17 protein-coding genes are annotated in these 13,142 nt (G+C 35.9%); 4 read left to right on the top strand and 13 right to left on the bottom strand.

Translation table 11 applies throughout. The annotated features are described in order from the left end of the window. Positions 1–10: 10 nt before the first annotated feature. From A5866_RS01955 to A5866_RS01915, 9 genes are all read right to left on the bottom strand, one after another. Entirely contained in the window at positions 11–841 is an 831-nt protein-coding gene (locus A5866_RS01955; RefSeq protein WP_139843306.1) for a carbohydrate ABC transporter permease, read from the bottom strand. 14 nt (positions 842–855) lie between these two features. Beyond that, on the bottom strand, positions 856–1,740 hold the full coding sequence (locus A5866_RS01950; protein ID WP_086279588.1) for a carbohydrate ABC transporter permease: 885 nt from the start codon (positions 1,738–1,740) through the stop codon (positions 856–858). Positions 1,741–1,871: 131 nt separating this feature from the next. Further along, positions 1,872–3,113, bottom strand: coding sequence for a sugar ABC transporter substrate-binding protein (locus A5866_RS01945; RefSeq protein WP_086444528.1), 1,242 nt, complete (start codon positions 3,111–3,113; stop codon positions 1,872–1,874). Positions 3,114–3,390: 277 nt separating this feature from the next. Then, entirely contained in the window at positions 3,391–4,077 is a 687-nt protein-coding gene (locus tag A5866_RS01940; RefSeq protein WP_086444529.1) for an alpha/beta hydrolase, read from the bottom strand. A gap of 332 nt (positions 4,078–4,409) precedes the next feature. Then, positions 4,410–4,724, bottom strand: a complete 315-nt coding sequence (locus A5866_RS01935) for a carboxymuconolactone decarboxylase family protein (RefSeq protein ID WP_086279591.1) — start codon at positions 4,722–4,724, stop codon at positions 4,410–4,412. 23 nt (positions 4,725–4,747) lie between these two features. After that, complete coding sequence (locus A5866_RS01930) at positions 4,748–5,161, bottom strand: cupin domain-containing protein (RefSeq protein ID WP_086444530.1); 414 nt, start codon at positions 5,159–5,161, stop codon at positions 4,748–4,750. 33 nt (positions 5,162–5,194) lie between these two features. Beyond that, positions 5,195–6,178 carry an aldo/keto reductase gene (locus A5866_RS01925; protein WP_086444531.1) on the bottom strand — a complete coding sequence of 328 codons (984 nt, stop codon included), beginning with the start codon at positions 6,176–6,178 and terminating at the stop codon, positions 5,195–5,197. A gap of 169 nt (positions 6,179–6,347) precedes the next feature. Continuing rightward, the gene (locus A5866_RS01920; protein ID WP_086279594.1) at positions 6,348–6,740 is read right to left on the bottom strand and encodes a MerR family transcriptional regulator; all 393 of its coding nucleotides are present in this window, start codon (positions 6,738–6,740) and stop codon (positions 6,348–6,350) included. A 62-nt stretch (positions 6,741–6,802) separates the two neighbouring features. Then, positions 6,803–7,150 carry a winged helix-turn-helix transcriptional regulator gene (locus A5866_RS01915; protein ID WP_086444532.1) on the bottom strand — a complete coding sequence of 116 codons (348 nt, stop codon included), beginning with the start codon at positions 7,148–7,150 and terminating at the stop codon, positions 6,803–6,805. Positions 7,151–7,334: 184 nt separating this feature from the next. Here A5866_RS01915 and A5866_RS01910 point away from each other — a divergent pair, with 184 nt between their 5' ends. The 3 genes from A5866_RS01910 (at position 7,335) to A5866_RS01905 (ending at position 8,787) form a co-directional block, all read left to right on the top strand. Then, on the top strand, positions 7,335–7,652 hold the full coding sequence (locus A5866_RS01910) for a RidA family protein (RefSeq protein ID WP_217871563.1): 318 nt from the start codon (positions 7,335–7,337) through the stop codon (positions 7,650–7,652). Next, positions 7,615–7,728: a hypothetical protein gene (locus A5866_RS17040; protein WP_422389668.1), complete on the top strand. Its 114-nt coding sequence runs from the start codon at positions 7,615–7,617 to the stop codon at positions 7,726–7,728. The genes A5866_RS01910 and A5866_RS17040 overlap by 38 nt, the downstream gene beginning before the upstream one ends. Before the next feature lie 123 nt (positions 7,729–7,851). Next, positions 7,852–8,787 (top strand): ROK family protein, encoded by a 936-nt coding sequence (locus tag A5866_RS01905; RefSeq protein ID WP_086444533.1) that lies wholly within the window; start codon positions 7,852–7,854, stop codon positions 8,785–8,787. Between the two features lie 102 nt (positions 8,788–8,889). Here the strand turns inward: A5866_RS01905 and A5866_RS01900 are convergent, their stop codons facing one another. Together A5866_RS01900 and A5866_RS01895 are read right to left on the bottom strand one after the other, a co-directional pair. Next, entirely contained in the window at positions 8,890–9,189 is a 300-nt protein-coding gene (locus tag A5866_RS01900; protein ID WP_217871565.1) for a hypothetical protein, read from the bottom strand. Positions 9,190–9,744: 555 nt separating this feature from the next. Further along, a complete protein-coding gene (locus tag A5866_RS01895; protein WP_254907557.1) occupies positions 9,745–9,930 on the bottom strand; it encodes a YdeI/OmpD-associated family protein in 186 nt (61 codons plus the stop codon). 547 nt (positions 9,931–10,477) lie between these two features. Between A5866_RS01895 and A5866_RS01890 the strand changes: the two genes are divergently transcribed. Then, a protein-coding gene (locus A5866_RS01890; protein WP_339099742.1) for an IS3 family transposase occupies positions 10,478–11,634 on the top strand; the annotation gives its coding sequence in 2 pieces (ribosomal slippage) (positions 10,478–10,736 and positions 10,736–11,634; 1,158 coding nt in all). Positions 11,635–11,978: 344 nt separating this feature from the next. Here A5866_RS01890 and rplS read toward each other — a convergent pair. Both rplS and A5866_RS01880 read right to left on the bottom strand, forming a co-directional pair. Further along, the gene (gene rplS, locus A5866_RS01885; RefSeq protein WP_010772344.1) at positions 11,979–12,326 is read right to left on the bottom strand and encodes a 50S ribosomal protein L19; all 348 of its coding nucleotides are present in this window, start codon (positions 12,324–12,326) and stop codon (positions 11,979–11,981) included. Positions 12,327–12,461: 135 nt separating this feature from the next. Next, positions 12,462–13,118: a chloramphenicol acetyltransferase gene (locus tag A5866_RS01880; RefSeq protein WP_086444535.1), complete on the bottom strand. Its 657-nt coding sequence runs from the start codon at positions 13,116–13,118 to the stop codon at positions 12,462–12,464. Between the last annotated feature and the right edge of the window lie 24 nt (positions 13,119–13,142).

Raw genomic sequence — 13,142 nt, 5'->3', positions numbered from 1 at the left:
TTCTGTTCGCTTATTTAATTCCAGAAACATTAAATCCTTGTAAAATGTACTTTTGAAAAATTGAAAAAACAATCAAAATCGGAATGACCATAAAGGTCGCTCCTGCCATTTGTAAAGCATAATTATTACCATGCTGTCCTTGGAGTAGTTGCAATCCAACAGATAACGTGTAATATTTTTCATCGTTAGCAATGATCAATGGCCATAAGAATGAATTCCAACCGCCGATAAAAGTCAAGATACCTTGAACGGCTAAGATTGGACGACTAACTGGTAAAATAATCTTAAAAAAGATATACCATTCACTAGCACCATCTAACCGAGCTGCTTCAAGCATTTCATTGGAGATAGTATTCATAAATTGCCTGAATAAAAAGATCCCAAAGGCGCCTGCCAAACCAGGCAAAACGATCCCAATCAAGGTATTCGTCAAACCGACAGAATTTAATAATAAATACACAGGAATCATGGTGACTTGTCCAGGAATCATCATCGTGGCTAAAACCATGAGAAATAATCCGTTTTTCCCTTTAAAATCAAATTTAGCAAAACCGTAACCAGCCATTGCATTCAGTAACAATCCGACAAACGAACAGGCTGTAATGATCAAGGTGTTTTTTAGGTAGGTCCCAAAATTCAATCTAAAAAACAGCTCTTTGAAGTTGTCAAATGTTGCCTCTTTTGGAAATAGACTAGGAACGATTTGATTGATTTCCGCGTTTGTCTTAAAAGAAGAAAAAATCATCCACAGAAAAGGAAAAAAGGTCATAATACCTAGAACACCTAAGAGGATACCGATAAAAAGCTTAAAACTCATTTGCGCATTTTTATGTGAATTCATCTCGTTCTCTCCTTTTACCCTTCATTTTCTTTTTGTTTTGTTTGAATTTTCATTTGAATACTCGTCACAATAATGATTGCAATAAATAAGATGACTGATCCTGCTGCTGCATAACCAAATTTATTGTATTGGAAGCCTCTTTGATAGATAAATAACGCAACAGATAATGTGCTATCTAACGGACCACCTTTCGTCATAACAAACGGTTCATCGAAGAATTGGAACCAGCCGATCAATGTTGTGACCGTCACAAAGAAAATTGAAAACTTTAGTAATGGAATCGTGATTTTTAAGATTTGTTGCCACTTATTGGCTCCGTCCATTTCAGCTGCTTCATAATATTCTTTTGGAATACCTTGAATTGCCGCTAAGAAAATGAGCATGTTCAATCCGATTGCCTTCCAAACTGCAATGATAATCAAAGATAATTTCGATGTACTGGGATCCGTCAGCCACATAATTGGGCCAATATTTAAGTATGATAATAAATGATTCAATAACCCGATCGTAGGATTATATAAATACATCCAGACAACGGATACAGCTACTGTATTTGTGATCGAAGGGCTATAAAATACTAGACGCATAAACGAGAAAAATTTATTTTCTCCGAAATTGATCATAATGGCTAAAGCTAAAGAAGAAAGAATAACAAGCGGCACGCCAATTATGACGTAGTAAGCCGTATTAAACATTGCCTGACCAAAGACTTTATCATTAAATATGTTTAAATAGTTTTCCAAACCAACAAAATTGATTCGAGAAAAATCAGCTAAGCCAGCTAAACTCATATCGGTAAAACTAATCGTTACCGCAATAAAAATCGGTATGATCGAAAAAATAAGTAATAAAGCAACGGCTGGCGCGATAAAAAAATAAGGCGATTTCGATTTTTTCATAATTCTTTCCTCCTTATAACTCAATAAAAGGCCAGGCTCTTAGTATTCACCTAAACGTTGGGAGCAGAAGCACTTCCTTCTGTCCCAACCTTTAGTTGATTCTATACCTTTACTCCTTTTGCTCCTCACACTTATTTAATCAAGCTTTCCGTTTGTTCGTTTAGTTCATCCATTGCCTCTTGAAGATTTTTGCCACTTACTACGACTTGCTCCCATTGTTTCATAAAGTTTTGCGAAATTTCATCCCATTGTTTTAATAATGGCATAGGTTGTGACTCATTTAATTGTTTTCCAAATACCGAAATCAGTGGATCGTTTTTGAACACATCAGAATTCCACGATTCTTTATTGGTTGGAAGTGAATTTGTGCTTTCAAAGAACTTCGTTTGATTTTCAGGTTTTGAAAGATATTCGATCAATTTCATTGCATCTTCTTTTTTCTTAGAACTATTAAAGACCGCTAAATTGGCTCCCCCAGTTACGGACATATTGTTGATAGGTCCCTTCGGTAGTTCAGCTACCCCCCATTTGCCATCGATATCTGGTGCTGAATCTTTGATGCTATTGATCATCCATGGACCACTGATAAACATTGGTACAACACCTTCGCCACCAAAGCTTTGGCCGATTTCTAAACCTAAATCCGTTTTAGGAGCCGAACCGTCTTGTACTAACTTGTCTAAAAATTTTAAAGCATCCACCATTTCTGGTTGATTAAATAACGGCTTATCATCTTTGTCAAATAATTCTGAACCGTTTTGACGAGCAAACATAAAACCGAATGTTGGCTCTTTCAGTTCTACACCAAAACCATATTTATTATCGCCGCGAGCAGCTAATTTTTTAGCTGCATCAGCTAACTCATCCCAAGTTTTAGGGGCTTCTTTATAGCCAACACTTCCCAATAAATCTTTTCTATAATAGAGTCCACGAGTTTCTGTATACCAAGGCACTGCATAAGTTTTTTTTCTAAATGTTGTTGTCGCCACAGAACCATCAAAGAAATTATCTGATTTCATGACGTCACTTTTTTGAACATCTTCTGTAATATCCATTAACGCTCCAGCATCAACAAATTCACTCATATATGTCGTACCCATTTGAACAACATCAGGACCTTCTTTAGAAGCCACTGCTGTGAGTAATTTATCTCTTGAAGTGGACCATGGAATACTTTGAATCTTAACTTTGATTCCTGATTCTTTTGTAAATTCGTCAACAATTGGCTTGATTCCTTGATCGCCATCACCCATATACCAAAATGTCAATTCATCCGAAGCGCTTTCTTTATTTCCCGAAGAACATGCTGCCATTACACCTACAGTTGCGAATAAAGTTGTTCCAAGTAAGCAAAGCTTTTTCCATGATTTCATACTTCCACTCCTCAATATTATTTAGTGAAACGTTTCTACAAAAATGATTATATTCCTTAATTATATTAAAAGCAAGCGTTTTCTTTCTTGGTATAGCGTTAAATAATGTCAATAGGTATCTAGAAATAATTCGTTTTTAATAGAAACGTTTCACCGGAATAGCTAGAATAGCCACTTCTTATTCTGTATTTTTATACTTATTTATTCATAAAAAAACAAAAATATCCTCATACTAGATTTGATACCTAGCCAATGAGGATGTCGTGGTTTCGATTATTTAGTTTAGGATAAACTCCTTGATATCTTCTACTGCACGTTTTTTATTTCCACCTAAAAATAGCTGATGTCTGCCGTTCTCGTATATTTTTAAAACAACCTGTGCGTTAATATTTTTGGCTAAATAATAAGCACTCTTGTAGTGAGTCGTTTCATCTTGTCTATTTTGCAGAATAAGTACTTTTTTCTTTAATTCAGATGGGTGTTCTTTCTTTATTTTTTTCTTTGTTTTTTGAAGTAAGGATAAGAATTGAACACATGAGTGAATAGAAATCGATTTTGCAGAATCAAAATAATAATCTAATTTTTCCTGTTTTTTAAACACTAATCCCTTTATGAGATCTTGGCTAATGACGTTAGCGTTATAAAGATAAATCGGTGTGCTACACAAAACCAATTGATCGATTGATGCTCGTTCTGATGCCTGGATCGTCAGTAACCCTCCCATTGAAAATCCAACACAAGTAATCTGAGTATAGATTTGCTCAAGTTCATCTAGTTTTTGCTCAACATCTGCCAACCATTGATCTGAAGTTACTTTTGAAAAATTTTCTTTATTTCCATCATGTCCGGTTAGTTGGATCCAAAATGAATCAAGATTATTCTGTTTTAAGTAATCGTGCAAATAGAGAATTTCTTTTTCATTACCGCCAAACCCATGGATAATCAATATTGCTCTTTTTTTCATGGTATCTCACTTTCTTTCAGCTAAATAACAGTAGTTCTTCACTTATCAGTTGTTTGCTCTTTTCTCTACTTTACTATTTTAACTTGATTGTATCTATTCATTCCGTTCTTTTTTAATAAATTTAATAAAAAATTAGCAGATGATGCTAGGATATAACTCAAAAAAATTACGTTTCCTGCTACTATAAATTGCTTTGAATCACGATACAAAGTAGCCGGCTTCCTATTTTCTAGGCGCTATAACACTAAAATTTATAGGCTTTAGAAATAAGGACTTCTAACTCAACAAAAAAAACGAAATGCTTTTAGAATCTAGCATTCCGCTCTGTTTAGCTATTCTCCAAAAATTTCTTTGGCCAATGAAAATGCTGACCATGCTTTGGGCCACCCGGTATAAAAAGCCAGATGAGTGATCAACTCGACCATTTCATCTTTGGTCACACCATTTTGTTTCGCCATCTTCATGTGTGCTTCTAGTTGCGGCATACCTTGGGTTAATAAACTTGAACAAGTGATCAAACTACGGTCACGAGGTGAAAGTTGCTCTTCTCTAGACCAGATTTCACCAAATAGTAGGTCATCATTTAATTCAGCAAATTTTGGTGCAAACGCTCCAAGTTGATCTCTGCCTGCTGTTTGTTTTTTCATGAAATAGGACTCCCATCGTTTATTCATTTTTTCAACTGATGATAGCTTTCATCTGAAACTGGTTCTAACCATTCTGGTGTCCCAGCTGTGATTGCTAGATGTTCAAACCAACTATCGACTGCAGCGCCATGCCAGTGTTTAATACCGTCATGGATAATAATAACATCACCAGCTGTCAAAAATTGGGCTGGTTTCCCTTCTTCTTGGTACCAGCCTTCACCACCTGTTACTAACAGCAATTGAAAGCCGTCATGATGAATATGCCAATTGTTGCGACAACCAGGTTCAAACGTTACATTGCCTACTCCAACATTTATTTTTGGATCTGCTACTAAGTTTTTCAAGTAGCTTTGACCTCTAAAATAATCAGCATAAGCTACATTTTTTTCTCCTATCGGAAAAATCACACCCTCTTTAACTTCTTCGAACTTTGACATTGCTTATCCCTCCGACTGCTATTTTTTAAACACTTATTGGTGTCCAACGACCTTGTGCGGAACATAAGGCTCTTCTAAAAATTCCACCTCTGCCTCTGTTAAAACTAAATCTAGGGCTGGAATTGCATTAGTCAAATGACTTTCTTTTGTTGCGCCAATAATAGGTGCAACGACCGCTTCTTTTTGGAGCAACCAAGCTAGAGCTACTTGTACGCGTTCTACACCACGTCTCTCTGCAATTTCGGCAACTCTTGCAACAATAATGTGATCTTGATCCGCTGTTGTGTCATATTTTGACATCGCCATTTTATCTAATTCAAAACGTTTTGTCTGAGCACTCCAATCTCGAGTTAAGCGACCAGAAGCTAATGGACTGTATGGTGTAACAGCAATTTTTTGATCCTCACACAACGGCAGCATTTCTCTTTCTTCTTCACGGTATAACAGGTTCAAATGATTTTGCATAGAAACAAATTTGGTCCAGCCATGTTTATCAGCCACGGCCTGTGCTTTCGAAAATTGCCATGCAAACATCGCTGAAGCACCAATATAGCGAACTTTTCCAGATCTCACCAGGTCATGCAAAGCTTCCATCGTTTCTTCGATCGGTGTCTTGTAATCCCAGCGATGAATGATGTATAAATCAACATAGTCCATGCCTAATCGTTCTAAGCTCACATCGATTTGATGAAAAATCTCTTTCCTTGAAAGTCCCCCGCTATTTGGCACATTTTTTTTCATCGTTGTAAACAATTTGGTGGCAACAACGATTTCATCACGATTTGCATATTGATTGAGTGCTTTTCCAAGAATACGCTCACTTGCACCGTAAGAATAGACATTCGCTGTATCAAAAAAATTAATGCCCAAATCAAGCGCTTTTTTAATGACTTTCATACTCTCTGCCTCTTCTAAGACCCATTCATGGAATCCACTATTAGGATCTCCAAAACCCATCGCACCTAAACACAATCTTGAAACGTCCATTCCAGTGTTACCAAATTTTACATAATCCATTCTATTTCCTCCTTAAAATGATTGTTTTTCTTTAATCTGACCACAGTTTATCTCTTAAAGTGCACTCTAAGTCAAGCATTTTCTTTAATAGCTAAAAAACTTCCAAATGCCGATCGACTCTAAAAGCTATTTTTAGATATCATCAACATTCAGAAGTTATTGATTTTGTTCATTTATTTAGATTAAAGGCACGTAAAGAATTTTCTGCTGGAATCATGTGCTCGTCATAATTGGCTAACTTAAACTCCAATCTATCAATCGCTGTATTTAATTCAGAAGCCTTTTCTTTTAACATTTTAATTTGCGCTGCAATAATTTCTTTACGTACTGGAACTGTTTCATCTCCTACTTGGAATAGGTTTATATAATTCACCATAGATTCAATAGACAAACCAGCATTTCTCATCTGCCGACTAAAAACAATCCAGCGTAGGTCTTCTTCGTCAAAATCCCGAATCCCACTCACAGTCCGTTTCACTGGTGGAATCAAACCAATTCGTTCATAATACCTGATTGTATCCGCGGACACACCACTTAATTCACTAACTTTTTTTATATTCATGTTGACACTCCTTCCATGCTACCTAGTAAGTCATGTTTATTGTGCTTGCAATTAAGTACAGCTTAAGAATAATTCGTCTCTTTAATCGCTAAATCATGCTTTTTAGCATGTGCTTCTCCAAGTTCACACAGTTGATGTAATAATGGGATGAATTGTTTTCCATAAACTGTTAAAGAATATTCGACTTTTACAGGAACTTCTTCTGGAAAAACAATTCGTTCGATCAAACCATCTTCCTTTAATTGCGTAAGTTGCTCATTCATTACTTTTGTAGAAATTCCAGCGCATAAATCTAGCAATTCTTTTGGTCGTTTACTACCTGTATCTAGATATTGAAGTATCGGGCTTTTCCATTTCCCTTTAATCACATCTTGCAATAGAAAAAAACCTTCTTGCGGTATTTTTGACATTGGTAAATCCTCCCTTACTTTAAAGTAAGTCACGCACAAAAAAGTACGATATTTTCTTTTTGTTAGACTGACGATATGATAATTATAGCAAAGAAATAGTCTGTCACCAATTAGAATTAGCTAAAACACTTGGAAATTTCAGCATTTCTTTGCAAAAATGTATAGAAGAAAGCAGGTACTAAACATGAAAAAAAAGTTTAAATCCATTGAAATTTTCCCATATCCTTATGCACCTTTTAATCTCTCTCAAGGAATTTCCCTAGATAATTTACTATTCATTTCAGGACAAACAAGCATCAATAAATTTGGTAATTTACTCCACTCTGGTGATTTTACAGCCCAAGCAGAGCAAGCTTTCACTAATCTAAGAACTGTTTTAAAAGCTGGAAACTCTTCTCTTGATCATGTTTTGAAAAGTGACAATATTCTTAACAGATCTGACGAACTTCCAAACAATTGTAGACTTGCGGGAAAAATATTTTTCATCACCATTTCCAGCTGACACAATAGTAGAAGTTAGCGGGCTATTTCATCCAAAAGCGTTGATTGAAATTGAAGCGATCGCTATTAAGAATTGATCTCAGTTGATAACATTTTACCCGTAACTTGTATTTCTATAAGAAAAGCACTAAAATGGCAGATAAACAGTTGAATTAATAACAAACAAACTGAAAAACAGCTATTAGAAAGGATTTCAGCCAATGACTCAACATAATCAGGCTATTTTAGCGCTAGATATAGGCGGCTCCGCTGTCAAACATGGGATTTGGTACAACGAGAAACTGTATCACCAAGCTAGCTTCCCAACACCTTTGACTCGCAAAAATTTCTATAGTTCTGTACAAGAACTATGTGACAGTGCCTACCCAGAGTTTTTAATTAAAGGAATCGCTGTCAGCTGCCCTGGAGAGCCCGATGAACTATCTGGGATTGTACGTGGCTTAAGTTATGTTCCCTTTTTACATCTGTGTGAATTTCAAAATGAATTTTCGCAAACGTTACACTTGCCAGTCTCGTTGCAAAATGATGCAAACAGTGCAGCCCTCGCTGAAATGACACTAGGAATTGGAAAAGAGCATCAACACGCATTATTTACCATTATTGGCTCTGGTATCGGGCTCTCTGTTGTTGAAGACGGTAAGATTATTAAAAATACTACTGACAAAATTAACAATTTTGAAAAATTCATCGCTGATACAATTAAAACTATCAATAACGCAAAAGTTTCGCCTGTTCATATTGGACGAACAGTTTCCCTAAAAAGTTTTAAGTTACCTCAAACTATTGAAGGAAAAGATGTTTTTGAATTAGCTAAACAAGGGAATGCCATTGCTATCCAAGAAATTGAGCGAATGTATACTGCTCTTGCTGAGATCTTGTTATTTTTAAACGAAGCTTTCAAACCTGACATTATCGGTATTGGCGGTGGAATCAGTAATAACCCCGATCTTTTACCACTGTTGAACAAACAGATAGATGCATTAACCACAAATCAAACGAGTAAACTCAACCTTTACAGAAGTCTTTATAAAACCTTCAATCAACCCTTGTCATTGCCTAATATAAAAATTTGCCGTTTCAAAAACGATGCAAATCTTGTTGGGGCAGCTCTACATTTTGAAGAAAGCCATAGTTGAAAATCACAAATAATTTTGAAAGTGGTACACGTAATTTTATTCATTGCTTTGAACAGGTACGGATTCACTCTGTCCATTAGTTTTTCAATAGTTAATATGAATCTACAAGGTACTAACACTAGCAGCAAGCTCGCCCACTTTCCCAGTGAACAAGCAATCTCCTGTAACTAACTCCATATAATCTGCTGGTCTGATCAACTCTGCTGGCTTTGGTAACTCAAGTGCCTGACTTTTTTCTAAAATTTCAGCTACAAATTGAGAATAAAAGTAATACTTTTCTCGTTGATATGGAATTGCAAACTTACAACAGATTAATCCAATAATGCTATAACGATACTTTTGCTTTTCAGTTACCATGCGTTGCACTTCTTGCTTAGCTTGTTGATAGACTACTTTTGACACTTTTAGCTCATAGAGAGCGCATGGTGTGTCTTTATGATAATCAAAAAAGCAGTTGGTCAAACTTTCTTGAATAAGTCCTGCAGGTAATGGAAAATTCAGCTGCTTACGTTCAAAACTATAGAATTGTGATAACATTCATCAAATGCAATCGAAACATGAGTATAGTCATCTGATGTTGCTAGTTGAATTAATCTTGAGATATAGGTTTTAGAGCGCGTTAATAAAATGTAGATCGTTCTCATTTTAATCTCTTTTTAGTCGGTTTATTACTCAACTGCCGCGTCACTCCTCTGATACAGTGATTGATGTTTATATTTTATTAAAAGTGTTTCAGCAATGTTATACCATAGATATAATTAAAAAGTATCAGATGTTAATCAACTTCTACCAACTGTTGAGGTTAGTTTTAAGTGAGCTTGGGTATATAAAATAGAAGACCGAAAATCGCAAAAAGGATTTTCAGTCTTCTATTTTTTAGAGTATCACCTATTTGTAGGTACATCCAACCAACATTTTCTCATTCATTAGCAACGCTCTCTGCTACACTGCCGTAATCTAAGGTCTTAACCTTTTCCCTTCTTCCCATGAAACAATTAATCGATTCAATCTTCTTCGTCTAGTTTCTTCTTTTTTAGCATCCATCACCCACCAAATAGAATCTCTTTTATAAGAAAGTGAAAGCTGATTAAAAAATTCCCAAGAAGTTGGATTTTTTCTGATTTCATCCTCATATTCTTTCATTAGAGGAACATTCCTATGGACTAGAGAATAACCTGTTTGGTCCTTTATTTGATTGAAAACAACCAATCCCTCAGGCCTCATTTGATTGAGCGCTATCAGTTTATACACCTTTTGCACATTAACCTTACTCTTGACACTATTCGGCTTACGTGGGGTAAAGCGAATTTTATAGCGATCTTCATCAACTGTTTTCCGCAGCCATCAACCCAACCAAAAGATAGTGCACAATCCACTGACTCGGGCCAAGTAAGACTTACTTTATTCGTTTTTTTCTTAAAAAAGACTACCTAAATTTCACTAACACTTTGATGATGGATCGTTAACCAATCGATAAATTCTATTTGATTCCTAAAAAATAGGTCTTCACTCATTTTTCTAGCCATTCTAAAATCATTTGATTGAGCTCTTCAAATTTTTCTTCTTGAATCCAATGTCCAGTGTCTAAACTTTTAACGTCGATATTAGGTGCATATATGCTAATAAAGTAGACATTTTTTTTGCTATACTATTAATTAATTAGACATCTTTTAAGAAAGGAATTTTGATTATGGTAGACAAACGTAAATCTCCACGAAAATTTGACGAAGAGTTTAAAAAATCAATCGTAAAACTCTATCAAGGCGGTAAATCACAAAATGCTTTAGCTAGTGAATATGGAATCGCCCTCTCCTCTGTGGCTCGCTGGGTGAAGCAATATTCTGAAGTCCAAATTGATGATGATACGATCCTCACGGCTCGACAGATCAAGCAATTACAGAAACGAAACCTTCAGCTAGAAGAAGAAAATTTAATCTTAAAAAAAGCGATTGCCATATTCACGCCACACTCAACGAACGACTAAATGCGATTCGTATTTTACGTCATGAACACTCTGTTGTTACGCTTTGCAGGGTTCTTAAGGTTAATCGTTCGACTTACTACAAACGTTTTTCTGGAAAAATTGCCCCTAGAACAGCAGAAAATCAACAGTTAAGAAAGACGATCTTAGAAATCTATATACTCTCTAAAAAACGAATAGGCCCTGCAAAAGTAAGACGTATGCTTATACGTGACTATGGCATTTCTATTAGTATTGGTCGCGTTTATCGACTAATGAGCACCATGAACTTACCTAAAATGTCTACAGTAAAACCTGTCTTTAAACCGACTACAGGTCAGGTTTCTTTGAAGCGCCCAAATCATTTGAAGCAAGCATTTAACCCACCTGCACCAAACCAAGTGTGGACCAGCGACTTTTCTTATATTCCTATTGGGAAAAAATCGTTTGTTTATCTTTGCGTGATTTTAGATTTATTTTCTAGAAAAGTCATTGCTTGGACTGTCAGTAAAAAGATAGATACTACTTTAGCTATTACAACAATTGAAAAAGCAATTCAAGTCAGAAAGCCTACGGCTTCTGTTCTTTTTCACACTGATCAAGGTTCCCAATATACTTCATTTGAATTCAGAAAGTTTTTAGAAAATCATTCTATTGTCCAATCCTTATCGAAACCTGGTTATCCTTGGGACAACGCTGTAACAGAAGCTTTCTTCAAATACATGAAGAAAGAAGAACTCAACAGAAGAACCTTTTCTTCTCTTCAAGAAGTCCATCTTGCTTGCTTTGAATATATTGAGGGATTCTACAACTCGCAGCGCCCTCATGGAACCTTAGATATGCTTACACCAAATGAAATGGAGGATAAATACTTTGATTCTCACTAAGTACTTGCTCTTTTTGTGTCTACTTTATTGATATTTATCCAAAAAAGTGCTTTGGTTTGTCCACTTTACACCTGTACTAGCTGCACAGGCTTTTCTCTGTATTTAGTAGACTCATCCTCTAATCTACTAAATAGAGCCATCGTTTTGGTATTTTTGGAATCCTTTTTGTCGTCAACTTTCCCTATGCTTTCCACCTGTTTTCTGACAACACAGGTAGTCAAGATGGGATAATCAAGGACAATCACAGAAAATACGCACGATTTTCTTAAACAAAACCAAAAGAAAAAGCCCTTGATATCAAGGACTTTCGCACTTTTTTCTTACTCGGGCAATCTAAGAAACACTTATCTTCTAATTTCTTTAATACGAGCTGCTTTACCATGTAATGCACGTAAGTAATAAAGTTTCGCACGACGAACTTTACCATAACGAACTACTTCGATTTGAGCAACACGTGGTGTGTGTAATGGGAATGTACGTTCCACACCAACACCATTAGAAATTTTACGTACTGTATAAGTTTCGCTGATACCAGTGCCGCGGCGTCCGATAACAACTCCTTCAAATAATTGGATACGTTCGCGAGTTCCTTCGACTACTTTCGCATGAACGCGAACAGTGTCTCCAGGACGAAATGCAGGGATATCCGTACGTAATTGTTCTTGTGTTAATTCTTGAATTAATGGATTCATTCTTTTTTCTCCTCATTCCAAACATTCTTATGGCTACTGCCACAGCGGAATATCGTAATAGTTGAGCGCTTTGCACTCACTAAAATAGTTTAACATAGCTCTTGTAGGCTGTAAAGGAATTTTTCTTGCCATCTATTAAATAGTAGGGTGGGTTTCTAAACTGTCTAAATAGGTTTGCAGCTGATTGATCAGCTTACCTAAATGAAGGCCATCGACAAGCCGATGATTTACCTGAACTGAATAAGGCAATAAAATCCGATCATCTTGCTTTACAAATTTTCCCCATGTTACTTTGGGAATCCCATCGTTTCGATCCAAGCTCAGCTCATTCCCTAAATTAGTAAAAGAAAACCAAGGCAAGCAGGAAAATTGAATCATTGTATCTGACTGGTAATCTGTATTTGGAAAATAAGCTTTTTGGGTATGGCTTACCCGCTTCGCCTCATCAGAAAATTGTTTCAAATCACCTTCAAAATCAAGCGTCACAATATGAAATAACTCACTATCTGTTTTTAAATCAGTAAAGCTGGGAATCAAACGCTCGATTAGAACTACATCTGCTCCACGTATCTTGTAACGAAAATTTTCAATACCATTCATCACTTTAGTTGTAGCATAAATCAAGGCATAATAAAAGGACAATTGGTTCTCTTTTACGTAATGATAAAAATGAGTCACATCGATTTGTGTCGTAATATCGTATAGAGGTGAACCCTCATCCCTCGAGAAAAAATCAAAATGTTCTTTTCGATCCCAATTTGTTTGATCTATTACTTTAGCAGATATCACCATCAATGTTCCTCCTTTTTAAAAGAT

The organism is Enterococcus sp. 12C11_DIV0727 (genome assembly GCF_002148425.2).
GTDB lineage: Bacteria > Bacillota > Bacilli > Lactobacillales > Enterococcaceae > Enterococcus_L > Enterococcus_L lemimoniae.
This window is presented reverse-complemented; position numbering and strand designations above follow the sequence as displayed.